10 protein-coding genes and 1 pseudogene are annotated in these 14,690 nt (G+C 44.9%); 6 read left to right on the forward strand and 5 right to left on the reverse strand.

The features are described from left to right. The first annotated feature begins 5 nt into the window (after window positions 1-5). The 5 genes and pseudogenes from BSCG_RS11055 to BSCG_RS30900 all read left to right on the forward strand — a co-directional run bounded on the left by BSCG_RS11055 (window position 6) and on the right by BSCG_RS30900 (window position 6,971). Complete coding sequence (locus BSCG_RS11055) at window positions 6-2,093, forward strand: RNA degradosome polyphosphate kinase (protein WP_004296808.1); 2,088 nt, start codon at window positions 6-8, stop codon at window positions 2,091-2,093. A 482-nt stretch (window positions 2,094-2,575) separates the two neighbouring features. Then, the gene (locus BSCG_RS11050; protein ID WP_004308971.1) at window positions 2,576-4,825 is read left to right on the forward strand and encodes an inorganic phosphate transporter; all 2,250 of its coding nucleotides are present in this window, start codon (window positions 2,576-2,578) and stop codon (window positions 4,823-4,825) included. Between the two features lie 233 nt (window positions 4,826-5,058). Continuing rightward, window positions 5,059-5,565 carry an Imm9 family immunity protein gene (gene imm9, locus BSCG_RS11045; RefSeq protein ID WP_004296812.1) on the forward strand — a complete coding sequence of 169 codons (507 nt, stop codon included), beginning with the start codon at window positions 5,059-5,061 and terminating at the stop codon, window positions 5,563-5,565. 284 nt (window positions 5,566-5,849) lie between these two features. Continuing rightward, a complete protein-coding gene (locus BSCG_RS11040) occupies window positions 5,850-6,476 on the forward strand; it encodes an HU family DNA-binding protein (protein WP_004296814.1) in 627 nt (208 codons plus the stop codon). Between the two features lie 91 nt (window positions 6,477-6,567). Further along, a pseudogene (locus BSCG_RS30900) lies at window positions 6,568-6,971 on the forward strand (hypothetical protein). Window positions 6,972-6,986: 15 nt separating this feature from the next. Here the strand turns inward: BSCG_RS30900 and BSCG_RS11035 are convergent. Together BSCG_RS11035 and BSCG_RS11030 are read right to left on the reverse strand one after the other, a co-directional pair. Next, complete coding sequence (locus BSCG_RS11035) at window positions 6,987-7,883, reverse strand: MBL fold metallo-hydrolase (RefSeq protein ID WP_004308978.1); 897 nt, start codon at window positions 7,881-7,883, stop codon at window positions 6,987-6,989. Window positions 7,884-7,924: 41 nt separating this feature from the next. Then, window positions 7,925-9,205 carry an O-acetylhomoserine aminocarboxypropyltransferase/cysteine synthase family protein gene (locus tag BSCG_RS11030; protein ID WP_008650398.1) on the reverse strand — a complete coding sequence of 427 codons (1,281 nt, stop codon included), beginning with the start codon at window positions 9,203-9,205 and terminating at the stop codon, window positions 7,925-7,927. A 129-nt stretch (window positions 9,206-9,334) separates the two neighbouring features. On the opposite strand from BSCG_RS11030, the gene BSCG_RS11025 reads away from it, so the two are divergent. Next, window positions 9,335-10,375, forward strand: a complete 1,041-nt coding sequence (locus tag BSCG_RS11025; protein WP_008776359.1) for an N-acetylmuramoyl-L-alanine amidase — start codon at window positions 9,335-9,337, stop codon at window positions 10,373-10,375. 609 nt (window positions 10,376-10,984) lie between these two features. Here the strand turns inward: BSCG_RS11025 and BSCG_RS11020 are convergent. Genes BSCG_RS11020 through accC form a run of 3 tightly spaced genes read right to left on the reverse strand, consistent with a single transcriptional unit; the run spans window position 10,985 to window position 14,587 of the window. After that, window positions 10,985-12,520, reverse strand: coding sequence for an acyl-CoA carboxylase subunit beta (locus tag BSCG_RS11020; RefSeq protein WP_004308982.1), 1,536 nt, complete (start codon window positions 12,518-12,520; stop codon window positions 10,985-10,987). 20 nt (window positions 12,521-12,540) lie between these two features. Then, the gene (locus BSCG_RS11015) at window positions 12,541-13,050 is read right to left on the reverse strand and encodes an acetyl-CoA carboxylase biotin carboxyl carrier protein subunit (RefSeq protein ID WP_008650400.1); all 510 of its coding nucleotides are present in this window, start codon (window positions 13,048-13,050) and stop codon (window positions 12,541-12,543) included. 22 nt (window positions 13,051-13,072) lie between these two features. Beyond that, entirely contained in the window at window positions 13,073-14,587 is a 1,515-nt protein-coding gene (gene accC / locus BSCG_RS11010) for an acetyl-CoA carboxylase biotin carboxylase subunit (RefSeq protein ID WP_008776360.1), read from the reverse strand. Window positions 14,588-14,690: the final 103 nt, after the last annotated feature.

Here is a 14,690-nt window from a genome sequence, read left to right on the forward strand (position 1 = left end):
AGCACATGGAAAGCAAATATAATTATTTCAAGCGAGATATTAGTTGGCTCTCATTCAATTACCGCGTATTGTTGGAGGCTCTGGACGAGCGTCTACCGCTCTACGAACGTATCAACTTCATCTCTATCTACTCTTCCAACCTCGAAGAGTTTTACAAAATCCGTGTAGCCGACCATAAAGCTGTTGCCTCCGGCGCTACGGAAAGTGATGAAGAAACCGTACAATCCGCCCGCGAACTGGTAGAAGAAATAAATAAAGAAGTCACCCGCCAGCTGGATGACCGTGTACGCATTTATGAAGAGAAACTACTACCTGCCCTGCGCAAGAATCACATCATCTTTTATCAGGACAGACATGTAGAACCGTTCCACCAGCAGTTTATTAAAGACTTTTTCCGGGAAGAAATTTTTCCCTACCTGCAGCCTGTGCCTGTATCCAAAGATAAAATAGTCTCCTTCCTGCGGGATAACCGCCTTTACCTGGCCATACGAGTCTATCCGAAGAAAGAAGGAAATGAAGGAACTACCAGTCTAACAGAATCCCGGCAACCTCTTTACTTCGTGATGAAGCAACCCTACGCCAAAGTGCCCCGCTTCATCGAACTTCCATCCCGCGAGAAAAACCATTACCTGATGTTTACCGAAGATATAATCAAGGCAAACCTCAACCTTATTTTCCCCGGCTACGATGTTGATTCCAGCTACTGCATCAAAATCTCCCGTGACGCTGACATATTAATTGACGACACCGCCAGCAGTGCCGACCTTGTCGCTCAACTCAAGAAGAAAGTGAAGAAACGTAAGATCGGTGACGTCTGCCGTTTCGTCTACGACCGTGGTATGCCTCATGACTTTCTGGACTTTCTGGTAGACGCCTTCCATATTCAGCGTGATGAACTTGTCCCCGGCGACAAGCACCTGAATCTTGAAGACCTGCGTCATCTTCCCAACCCGAACAAATCTCTTCACAGCCTCGAAAAGCCGAAGCCAATGAAGCTGACCATCCTCGACGAAAAAGAATCTATCTTCAACTACGTTGCCAAGAAGGACCTGTTATTATATTACCCTTATCACTCTTTCGAGCACTTCATCCACTTCCTGTATGAAGCCGTGCACAACCCGGAAACCCGTGAAATCATGGTAACCCAATACCGCGTAGCTGAAAACTCCGCCGTCATCAACACCCTGATAGCCGCCGCCCAAAACGGCAAGAAAGTCACCGTATTCGTGGAACTGAAAGCCCGTTTCGACGAAGAAAACAACCTTGCCACGGCCGAAATGATGCAAGCCGCCGGCATTAAAATAATATACAGCATACCCGGTCTGAAAGTACACGCCAAAGTAGCCCTTATCCGCCGCCGCGGACTGAACGGTGAAAAAATACCCAGCTACGCCTATATCAGCACCGGTAACTTTAATGAAAAGACCGCCACCCTCTACGCCGACTGTGGCCTTTTCACCTGCCGTCCGAAGATAGTGGCCGACCTCTATAACCTCTTCCGCACCCTGCAAGGAAAAGAAGACCCGAAGTTCACCACCCTTCTTGTCGCCCGTTTCAACCTCATCCCCGAATTGAACCGCCTGATTGATCGGGAAATCGCCCTCGCCGACGAAGGCAAACAAGGCCGTATCATCCTAAAAATGAACGCCCTCCAAGACCCCGCCATGATTGACCGTCTCTACGAAGCCTCCGAACACGGCGTACAAATAGACCTCATCGTCCGTGGAATCTGTTGTCTTATCCCCGGACAGTCATACAGTCGTAACATTCGTGTCACCCGTATTGTAGACAGTTTCCTCGAACACGCCCGCATCTGGTACTTCGGCAACGACGGCAAACCCAAAGTCTTCATGGGCTCCCCCGACTGGATGCGTCGTAACCTCTACCGCCGCATCGAAGCCATCACCCCCATTCTCGCCCCCGACCTGCGTGACAGCCTCATCGAAATGCTTAATATCCAGCTCGCCGACAACCAAAAAGCCTGCTGGGTAGACGACAACCTGCGAAATATATTCAAAAAAAGAGCGCCCGGCACCCCCGCTGTACGAGCCCAATACACCTTCTATGACTGGTTAAACAAAACAAATAACTAAAAAACAACCAACTAATTAACTAACATAAGAATCCCATACCCGTGTCCTGCAACTTACAACGCCCCACACGGCCTTCCCGCAACGTTCCCGCTGCACATCCCCCGTTATACGCCCTTACTACATGGCTTCCCTCGCAACAACCACACCGACATCTCATGCAACCTCCCCCACAACGCCCACCCCGCACGCCCCTCCGGCCTACTTTTTTCTCCGTCAAGCGAGCCCCCGTAACGGAGCGTCAAAAAGGGCAGACTGTTTGAGCGTAGCGAGTTTCTGCCCTTTAGCGCAGTGCAGGGAGCGAGTAGGAGAAAAAAGTCAGCCTTGAATTTTTCTTTGCTTCTTTCTTTTGTTTCAAGACAAAAGAAAGACGATTACGAGACAAAAGAAAGATGATTGTAACATAAATGTAACATGTATGACACCTCCCTGCAACGTCAAATCCCGTCCTTTGCAGCCGGAAACAACATACACATATATTTATTATGGAGACTATTTATTTATGCATTATCATCTTCCTCTTTGTACTAGCTGTTTTCGATCTGATAGTCGGAGTCAGTAATGATGCAGTTAACTTTTTGAACTCTGCGGTAGGCGCCAAGGCCGCTTCGTTTAAAACCATTCTTTTCATAGCCGGTATTGGTATATTCATTGGCGCTTCCCTGTCCAACGGTATGATGGACATTGCCCGGCACGGCATCTACCAGCCCGAGCACTTCTACTTTGCCGAAATCATGTGCATTCTGCTGGCCGTCATGTTGACCGACGTAGTACTGCTGGACGTATTCAACTCCATGGGGATGCCCACCTCTACCACCGTTTCACTAGTCTTTGAACTACTCGGAGGTACCTTTGCCCTCTCACTTATCAAAGTACATAATAGCGATACCCTCGGTCTGGGCGACCTCATAAACACCGACAAAGCCCTCTCCGTCATCATGGCGATCTTCGTCTCCGTCGCTATCGCCTTCTTCTTCGGAATGCTTGTACAATGGCTTGCCCGTGTGATATTCACTTTCAACTATACGAAAAAGATGAAATACAGCATTGCCCTCTTCGGAGGTGTAGCCGCTACCGCTATCATCTATTTCATGCTTATCAAAGGACTGAAAGACAGCTCCTTCATGACCTCTGAAAACAAACACTGGATACAAGACAACACACTGATGCTAATCACCGTTTTCTTTGTATTCTTCACCGTACTGATGCAAATCCTTCACTGGATGAAAATCAATGTTTTCAAAGTCGTCGTACTGATGGGAACCTTCGCTCTGGCTCTCGCTTTTGCCGGTAACGACCTTGTCAACTTTATTGGCGTTCCCCTCGCAGGTTTCTCCTCTTTTTTAGATTACACCGCCAACGGAGAAGGAAATCCGAACGGCTTCCTGATGACCTCCTTGCTGGGACCTGCTAAAACACCGTGGTATTTTCTTATCGGAGCCGGAGCCGTCATGGTCTACGCCCTCTGCACCTCTAAAAAAGCACATGCTGTAATTAAAACATCTGTCGACCTTTCCCGCCAAGATGAAGGAGAAGAAGCATTCGGAAGTACTCCGATCGCCCGCACAGTAGTCCGCATCAGCATGACACTTGCCAATGGAATCTCCCGAATAATGCCGGACGGCAGCAAAAAATGGCTTGACTCCCGCTTCCGCAAAGACGAAGCAATCATTGCCGACGGAGCTGCTTTCGACCTTGTCCGCGCTTCTGTCAACCTGGTATTGGCCGGTCTGCTCATCGCCTTGGGAACCTCCCTGAAACTTCCCCTTTCCACCACCTACGTAACCTTCATGGTAGCTATGGGTACTTCTTTGGCCGACCGCGCCTGGGGACGTGATTCAGCCGTTTACCGTATCACCGGCGTATTAAGCGTCATCGGAGGCTGGTTCATCACCGCCGGAGCCGCCTTCACCATCTGTTTCTTCGTAGCTCTCGTACTCCATTATGGAGGTAACATCTCTATCATCGCCCTCATCGGTATAGCTGTATTCATCTTGATCCGTAGCCAGGTGATGTACAAGAAACGCAAAGCGAAAGAACAAGGTAACGAAACGCTGAAGCAACTGATGCAAACCACAGACAGCACAGAAGCCCTGCAACTGATGCGTAAGCACACCCGCGAAGAACTTTCCAAAGTATTGGAATATGCAGAAACAAATTTCGAACTGACTGTCACTTCATTCCTTCATGAAAATCTGCGAGGATTGCGTCGTGCCATGGGGTCCACTAAATTTGAGAAACAGCTCATCAAACAGATGAAACGTTCGGGCACCGTCGCCATGTGTCGTCTCGACAATAACACCGTACTCGAAAAAGGACTTTATTACTATCAAGGCAACGACTTCGCCAGCGAATTGGTCTACAGTATTTCCCGCCTCTGCGAACCTTGCCTCGAACATATCGACAACAACTTCAACCCATTGGACGCCATCCAGAAAGGTGAATTCAGCGATGTATCCGAAGATATCACCTATCTGATTCAGCAGTGTCGTAAGAAAATGGAAAACAACGAGTACAACGACTTCGAAGAAGAAATCCGTCGTGCCAACGACCTCAACGGACAGCTTTCACTATTGAAACGTAAGGAACTGCAACGCATCCAAAGCCAATCAGGAAGCATCCGGGTGAGCATGGTGTATCTCACGATGGTTCAGGAAGCACAGAACGTAGTCACTTATACCATCAATTTGATGAAAGTAAGCCGTAAATTCCAGATAGAAACTGAAATGCCGTAAGGACGAAAAGCAAGGATCGTCCACTGAATAACGGACGAATCATACTCCGCACGGAAAGGACTGTCTGATAAACCCTGTTTACATAGGAGGGGGTGTATCAAACAGTCCTTTCTTTTTCAGAAATAGGTTTAAAAAAGCTCTATTCTTTAGTATTTGATCTGGTAAAATTGTATATTTATAGTCGATAAGATACTTGAGACGATTTTAGATGCAATGATATAAAAACGAAATGAATGAAATATCAGTTAGAAATAACCACCTTACTGGTTCCTGTCAATGTGCATCAACTGTTTGAGAAATGTGAATGGCCTGAACTAAACTGTTTTGACAGAGAAATGGTTGAAGGCTATTTCTCTGATTTGGTGAATGGTATTCAAACCGATGAGGCTTTGGACGATTGGACGCTGACCGTTGTCCTTTATATCGGCACTTATTTGGGAGCCAACCATATCAGTATCTGGAAACATGGAATCACCGATACGGTAACTAAAGAAAAAGTGCTGACGATAGGTATACCTCTTCCTTGTAGTAAAACCATTCGTTGGGGAGTGAAGAAGAAAGGACGTTTTACGGGTAAAATACCGGATGAAAGCTTTAGGAGGAATAACAGACTCCTTCCCGTCAACTTTGCAAAATATGATAATATGGAGACCTATATAGAAGATAACATCCGGATAGCCCTTTTGAACCTGTTTGAAGTTGGTTTTACCCTGAAAGGATATAAAGTAAAGAAGCGGTAATAAGTAACTGAATTGTAATCAAACTTCTTTTTCATAGGGATTAAACTTGCTTATCCCGGCAGGAAAACGTATCTTTGTTGGTAAGAAAACTATAACCGCAAGTTCTGATTATAAAACCGAAACTTTTGATTATGTAATCAGAAGTTTCAGTTATAAAACCAGAACTTGCGGTTTTAGTTTGTCCTATAGGAAAAACAACTTTTCCTGTAGGGGAGAACAAGTTTTCTACCTATAGCGAGTAAGTTTTCTATTAATAATCAATATTTCAAATAAACTTTAGTATTATGGCAATGTACGTAATGGAAGAAATGCCCGATATTCATGGAACGGGCGAACAGGTACTTTATCCTCGGTTTGCAATGATAGATCAGGTATCTACCGAGGATTTAATACGTCAGATAGCATCCAGCAGTGGTTTTAATGTCGGAGATGTGGAAGGCGTAATTACACAGATCGGTATTGAAATGGCACATCAGATGGCAGAAGGCAAGTCTGTGAAGCTGGATGGTATCGGAACATTCTCTCCTTCGTTGGCGTTATGCAAAGATAAAGAACGCGAAAAGACCGGAGAGGGTGAAACCCATCGTAACGCACGAAGCATTGTGGTGGGGAGCGTGAACTTTCGTGTAGACAGGAAGATGGTGAGGCGTATCAACGGAAGATGTCTGCTGGAAAGAGCTCCGTGGAAGTCGCAACGCTCTTCACAGAAGTATACACCGGAGCAACGACTAGCATTGGCTGTTAGATATCTGGAGGAACATCCTTTTCTGACGGTCTACGAATACCGGAAACTGACAGGTCTGCTGCGCACGGCGGCTACCAATGAATTGCGCCAATGGGCGTATACGCCCGGTTCCGGTATCGGGATTGATGGTAGAGGAACACATCGGGTGTATATAAAGAAAACATAATTCATCATATTTGTATGATGATACTATACAAATACTTTATATCTTTGTAAAACAATGACATAAATCGCGATTTAACCATACCACTGAAAATATGAAAACAAAAACTTTATTAGGCTTCTTTCTCCTCTCTCTCATGACTTTTTGTATATCAGCCTGTCAAGATGATGCAGAGATTATTTTATTTAGCGGTTCCGAATTAATCGACGAAACGGGAACCTGTACGAACACGATTTCTTCTACAGTCCTGTATCTTAATGGATGGGAAGTGTCTTTACATATAAAGGTGAAAATGATGTAGAGAAACAACACACCTTCTTTAATTTTAGCCCGTATTTAGGAACTCAAAGTCTTACAAGAGAAAGAGGTCCGATTACTACGGCATGGTTGGAAGATGTATCTGATTCACCTTATCTCGAAGATGTTTTACCTGCAGATAGAACGGTTGTATATTGGGTGGATACAATGATCTTCAGTTTATCTGCGGAGGATTTGTAATCATTTGTACGGGCTTTATTGTAAAGCCCGTATACGTACTTCGGTTGTTTTCTCATTTTTCAATCCTTCTTTTACTTTATTGATATCCGTATTTCCGTAATGATAAGGATACAAAATGTGCGGCTTGATAATTTGAGTTGCACGTATCGCTTGTTCCGGTGTCATGGTGTAGGGTTGGTTGACTGGCAGGAAAGCGATATCAATATCTTTCATTTGGTTTAGTTCTGGAATATCTTCTGTATCTCCGGCGATATAGATGCGGGTCCCTCCCAGAGTAAGAATATAGCCGTTGTCACGTCCTTTGGGATGGAACTTATCTCTGCCGGGAGTCGTATTATAGGCCGGTACGGCTTCCAGTTTCATATCATCTGCCAGTTGAAGCACATCACTGTTCTTCATTTCCTGTCCTCTGTTCAGCATTTTCCGGCAATTAGGATTAGCAATAATTCTAGTCCCGCTTGTTTCGATAGCTGCTATTGCTTTGGTATCGAAATGGTCTCCATGTTCATGCGTAATCAGGATGAAATCCGCCTTCGGCTGTTGTGTATAGTCGGCGTAATCGGATACTGGATCAACGAATATTTTTTGTCCTGCATATTCCAGCAATAAGCTCGCATGTCTGAAGAAAGTGATCTTCAGGCTTTTCCCATTTTGGGTGGTAAATGAATCCATTTCAAAGTTTTGCATCTTTGTAGTCAGGTTAGTTGGGTTGTTAAATGAATGGGAATAAGAAAATCCGTAAGAAAAGCATAATACGAATGCTAATAATAGATTCTTTTTCATATCTGTACAGAATTTGGTTCCCTGCAAAGATAAACATCCGAGAAGATTTATCGGTTCATATTTGAAATGATTCTTTGCGAAATTAACTTTCTTTTTGTGGAAAATAAGAAGGCACGGGAAATATTTCATTCCCGTGCCTTCTCTTATTATTTTATACCTTTACGGTATTCTTATGCGTTCAATGCCTGTTCGATATCAGCAATAATATCATCCGCATTTTCGATACCTACCGATAGACGGATCAAGTCCGGGCGTACACCTGCTTCCATCAGTTGCTCATCCGTCAACTGGCGGTGAGTATGGCTCGCCGGATGGAGCACGCAACTACGTGCATCCGCCACGTGAGTAACGATCGCAATGAATTCCAGTGAATCCATAAACTTGATAGATACGTCACGTCCGCCTTTCAGTCCGAAGGAGATGACTCCGCAGGAACCATTCGGCATATATTTCTGTGCAAGGCTATAATATTTATTGTCCGGCAGTCCGCAATAGTTTACCCAGGCAACTTTCTCATTTTTAGAAAGATATTCGGCTACTTTCTGCGCGTTGCGGCAGTGTTGAGGCATACGCAGGTGCAACGTTTCAAGTCCCAGATTCAATAAGAAAGAATTTTGCGGGCTTTGGATGCTGCCGAGGTCACGCATCAGTTGGGCAGTTGCTTTGGTGATATAAGCACCTTTGCCGAATGCTTTGGTATAAGTCAGTCCGTGGTATGACTCGTCCGGAGTACAAAGTCCCGGGAATTTTTCAGCATGAGCATCCCAGTCAAAATTACCGCTGTCTACGATACAGCCACCTACGCTTGTAGCGTGTCCGTCCATGTATTTGGTAGTAGAATGAACCACGATGTCAGCTCCCCATTCAAATGGGCGGCAGTTGATCGGGGTCGGGAAAGTGTTGTCAACAATCAAGGGAACCCCGTGACTGTGTGCAATGCGTGCAAATTTCTCAATATCCAGTACTTCAAGAGAAGGGTTGGAAATCGTTTCACCGAATAAAGCTTTTGTATTCGGTTTGAAAGCTGCAGAAATTTCTTCTTCGCTGGCATCCGGATTAACGAAAGTCACATCGATGCCTAGCTTCTTCATGGTCACGCCAAACAGGTTGAACGTACCTCCGTAAATAGCGGAAGAGCAAACAAAGTGATCTCCTGCCTGACAGATATTAAAAATGGCATAGAAGTTGGCAGCCTGGCCGCTGGAAGTCAGCATAGCGGCTACACCACCTTCAAGGGTAGCGATTTTGGCGGCAACAGCGTCATTCGTTGGATTTTGCAGGCGGGTATAAAAGTAACCACTGTCTTCCAGGTCGAACAGGCGGGCCATCTGCTCGCTGGTATCGTATTTGAAAGTTGTACTTTGATAGATGGGCAATACGCGTGGTTCGCCTTTTTTAGGCGTCCATCCTGCCTGTACACACAGGGTTTCCGGTTTGAATTGTTTTGCCATAATGTTATCGGGTTTTAATGTTTTATTTCAAAAAATGTTTTAATGCTGCAAAAGTAGGGAAAATAATTGTATTTTTGCCCTGTTTATGAGTGAAATGATACTCTTGCGAAGGAGATAGTTAATGTAGTTATGAAAAATAAACTCTATATTCTTTTATTCTTAGCTTTTCTTTTTTCGGGCACAACTCTTTGGGCACAGCAGAAGGCAACCCCGAAGGCGGGTGAAGGTATCTCTTCTTTTCTATTAAGGCACAACCGCTCTCCGAAGAAGTATTACGACGACTTTATTGAGCTGAATAAACAGAAACTGGGAAAGAACAATGTGCTTAAAGTGGGCGTGACGTATGTTATTCCTCCCATCAAGAAATCACCTTCCGGAAATACCGGGACAAAGCAACAATCTCCGAAAGCTAAATCAACAAAAATAGGAACTACCCTCAATCAGCCTCTGTTTGGAAAACAACTGGCTGATGTGAAAGTCACTTCCAACCGTCTTGCCGGTGCTTGCTTCTATGTGGTCAGCGGACATGGAGGTCCTGATCCGGGTGCTATCGGGAAAGTTGGTAAATACGAACTGCACGAAGATGAATACGCTTATGATATTGCTCTCCGTCTGGCACGTAACCTGATGCAGGAAGGGGCCGAAGTCCGTATTATCATTCAAGATGCTAAAGATGGTATCCGTGATGATTCGTACCTGTCAAACAGTAAACGGGAGACTTGTATGGGTGATCCAATTCCTTTGAATCAGGTGCAACGCTTACAGCAACGCTGTGATAAAATAAACGCTCTTTACCGGAAAGACCGTAAGAACTACTCTTATTGCAGGGCGATTTTTATTCATATTGATAGCCGTAGTAAGGGAAAACAAACAGATGTCTTTTTCTATTATTCGAATAAAAAGGGAGAAAGCAAACGATTGGCAAATAATATGAAAGATACGTTTGAGTCAAAATATGATAAGCATCAACCCAACCGGGGCTTTTCCGGCACAGTAAGCGGGCGTAACTTATACGTACTTTCCCATACCACTCCCGCTTCCGTCTTTGTGGAGTTGGGTAATATCCAGAATACGTTCGATCAGCGTCGGTTGGTGATGAATTCCAATCGTCAGGCACTCGCCAAATGGCTGATGGAAGGCTTCCTGAAAGACTATAAGGAGAAGAAATAACATTTTTACTTCTCCTTTCGTGAACAAAATAAAAATCTGAATGTTTTATATATGCAAATCGCCTGATGGCTACTTGTAGGTATGCGAATATATATAGGCTAGTGAATATGCCTCCCCGGCATAACAGGAAGATTGCATAGTAGTTTTGTCGTGTTTTATTTTGTGTTTGTGTTGTGACGGTGCTGCGATGTGAATCGGGGTACCGTTTTTTCGTTTCTCTTGAATTCCTTAAAGGGCGTGCTATTTCATTTTCTTATCATATTATTGAATAAAATCTTATCAATCCTGTGAACAAAATCCGGAAATGTATGTTATTTATTGTGCAAATCGCCTGATAAAGCTTCTTGTGTGTATGCGAATATAGATAAGTCAAGCAAGGTATGCCTCCCCGGCATGACAGGAAGATTGCATAGTAGTTTTGTCGTGTTTTATTTTGTGTTTGTGTTGTGACGGTGCTGCGATGTGAATCGAGGTGCCGTTTTTTTTGTCACATATAAAGAAACGGCAGGCTTACAAATAAGAAACGAGCTTACAAATCTCCTAAAGTATATCATAGAATCTCTGCAAGCTCGTTTTATGAGTGGTGCTTTTGCGCACCTTATCTAGTTGTTATAAAGGCATATTACCATGCTTCTTGGGCGGGTTTGTCTGCATCTTGTTTTCCGTCATTTCCAGTGCCTGAATCAGACGTTTGCGAGTCTGTCTCGGATAAATGATTTCGTCAATATATCCCAGCTCAGCAGCCTGATACGGAGTGGCAAACTTTTCTTTGTAGGCTTCCAGTTCCTTGGCCTTTGTTGCTTCGTCAGCTTTGCGGAACAGGATATTGATGGCGCCGTCCGCACCCATCACAGCAATTTCTGCACTTGGGTAAGCGAAGTTCACGTCAGCTCCGGTCTGCTTGGAGTTCATTACGATATAAGCACCACCGTAAGCTTTGCGGGTAATCACTGTCAGTTTGGGAACAGTGGCTTCTGCAAATGCATAAACTATTTTTGCACCGTGACGGATGATACCATTGTTTTCCTGCGTATATCCCGGAAGGAATCCCGGAACATCTTCGAATGTAATCAATGGAATATTGAAGCAATCGCAGAAACGGATAAAACGGCTTGCTTTGTCGCTGGCATCAATATCGAGAACACCGGCAAGATAAGCTGGCTGATTCGCTACGATACCTACCGAACGACCTGCCATACGGGCAAAGCCAATGATAATATTCTTAGCAAAGTTCGGCATCACTTCGAAGAAATAGCCGTTGTCTATAACACGTTCGATAATGTCTTTCATGTCATACGGTACGTTCGGGTCTACCGGAACGATTGTATCCAGAGAAGTATCTTCGCGGTTTGTTTCGTCAGTGCAAGGTTTTTTCTTAGCTTCATCCATATTATTCTGCGGTAAGAAAGAAAGCAGTTCACGGATGCTCATCAGCAATTCTTCTTCGGTATTGCACATAAAGTGAGTCACACCGCTCTTGCTACTATGTGTCATTGCGCCACCCAGCTCTTCTTTACTTACTTCCTCATGAATCACAGCTTTTACTACATCCGGACCAGTCACAAACATGTGACTTTTTTCTTTCACCATAAAGATGAAATCGGTCAGGGCAGGAGAGTAGCAGGCACCTCCGGCGCAAGGACCCAGGATTGCCGAAATCTGTGGAATCACACCGCTGGCCATTGTATTCTGATAGAAAATATCAGCATAACCGGAAAGGCTCTCGATCCCTTCCTGGATACGTGCACCGCCCGAATCATTCAAAGCGATAATCGGGGCGCCGTTCTTCAATGCAAGTTGTTGTACTTTCACAATCTTTTTAGCATTGGAAGCTGACAGTGAGCCGCCATATACTGTAAAGTCATAAGCGTAAACAAACACCTGGCGACCGTCTACCTTTCCATAACCGGACACGATACCATCTCCCGGAATTTTGTTCTTATCCATACCGTAATTCGTACAACGGTGAACCATCAACTTATCCAGTTCAACGAAAGTACCCTTATCGAGCAACATCTCGATACGTTCGCGAGCAGTCATTTTACCGCTTTCATGTTGCTTCTCTATTTTATCAACGCCTCCACCAAGAGAAGCGATGCGGTCACGTTCCTCGAACGTGGCGTATGCTTTATTTATTTCTTCCATAATGCAATCCGTTCTTATTATTATGCAATCGGTTCTAATGTTATTAATGTCTGTTCGCCGGTTATGCTATCACCTTCTTGAACCAGAATTTCTTTAATGCGGCAATCCGAAGTCACTTTGTAGTTGCTCTGCATCTTCATTGCTTCGATAACGATGGCAGTATCTCCCGCTTTCATTTCCTGGCCGGCTACAACAGGTATTTTCACTACCTTGCCCGGCATCGGAGAAATGATGCAGTCGTTCTGTTCCTCTTCCCCTTTCTTGCGCATCCGTAGATATTTTGCCTGGCTGTCCACAATTTCTACATTGAAACTGCTATAATGCGTATTCACTTTATAGCTTTTCCCGTTATCACGGCGAATCAGCTGTGCATTCGAACTGCGTCCGTCCATCAAGATATTGCAAGTGCCGTTTTCCGCCATCACTACGTCTGCTTCAAACGGTTTTCCATCAATGGTAAGCACCACCTTGTTATCTTCCTTACTGACCAACTCTACTTCGGCCACTCGGTTTCCTATATGAATTTCCATAATTGAATTCTCTTTGTTAAAATTAGATTCTCAACACTCCCTTGTGCAGTCCGAACTCTTTCCATTTGCTGATAGGACGGTTGTCGGTAGCCATACCGCTGTTGTTCTCTTCGAGGTTCATCAGGTAGTCCATATAGGCGGCAATCAAAGCAATATTTTCGGAATGTTCGCTGGTGCGCATGATGCGTTGTTGCAGATACTCGCCGTTCTTGGTGATGAATCCTGTATCATAGTGACCTTCCACGAAATCGGGAGTGTCCATGATGGCACGCAGATAGCTGATGTCGTTTTTCACACCGGTCAACTTATATTCGTGGAGTACACGGCGCATCCGTTCGATAGCGTATTCGCGGTTGGTAGCCCATACAATCAGTTTACCGATCATCGGGTCGTAGTAGATTGGAATTTCGTATCCCTCGTACACATAACTGTCGATACGTACACCGATACTGTTCGGCTCTGTAATCTGTTTGATGATACCGGGGCTCGGCATGAAATTCATTTCTGTATCTTCGGCACAAATACGACACTCAATAGCGTGTCCACGTTGCTGGATATTTTCTTGTTTCAGTTGAAGCACTTGTCCGTCGGCAACTTTAATCTGCTCTTTCACCAAATCTACCCCAATCACTTCTTCCGTAATCGGATGCTCCACCTGTAAACGGGTGTTCATCTCAAGGAAATAATAGTTGCGGTGTTTGTCAACAAGAAATTCGATAGTACCCGCACCGATGTAGTTCACCGCTTTAGCCGCAGCTACCGCCTTTTCACCCATATCTTTCCGTAGTTCGGGAGTGACGAAAACCGAAGGAGTCTCTTCTACGATTTTCTGGTTACGGCGTTGCACGGAACATTCGCGTTCGCATAGATGAATGACATTTCCATGCTTGTCACCAAGAATCTGGAACTCGATATGATGAGGCTCTTCAACGAACTTCTCCAGATAAACCGTGTCGTCGCCAAAGGAAGACAACGATTCGCTCTTGGCAGTAGTGTAAGCTTCTTCCACTTCTTCGGCACTGTGGATGAGGCGCATACCCTTTCCACCACCGCCCATAGAAGCTTTCAGCATCACCGGGTATCCGATCTTATTGCAAAGTTCTATGGCTTCTTCCACACTTTTCAAATTGTCTTGTGTGCCGGGAACAACGGGTACTCCCGCCTCGATCATTTTGATACGGGCAGCAATTTTATCCCCCATGGCTTCCATTGTTTCCGGATTAGGTCCGATAAAGATGATTCCTTCTTCCTGACATCGACGGGCGAAGGTAGCATTCTCGGACAAGAAGCCGTAACCCGGATGGATGGCGTCCGCATGAGCTGCTTTCGCCACTTCGATGATTTTTTCTATATTCAGATAACTCTCTTTGGATGCTGCCGGCCCTACGCAATAAGCTTCGTCTGCATAAAGCACATGCTTCGCGGTCCGATCTGCTTCGGAGAAGATAGCGATACTCGTTATCTCCATCTCCCGGCAGGAGCGCATCACCCTTACGGCAATTTCACCGCGATTGGCTACTAAGATTTTTTTTATCATACTTTTTTCAATTAAGTACATACTTATTAATGTCTTCCCATCTAATGGACATACTCCACCCGACGAAAAACAGTATTTTTTTGATTTGGGGCTTAACAAGTGA

Source organism: Bacteroides sp. 2_2_4, assembly GCF_000157055.1.
GTDB lineage: Bacteria > Bacteroidota > Bacteroidia > Bacteroidales > Bacteroidaceae > Bacteroides > Bacteroides ovatus.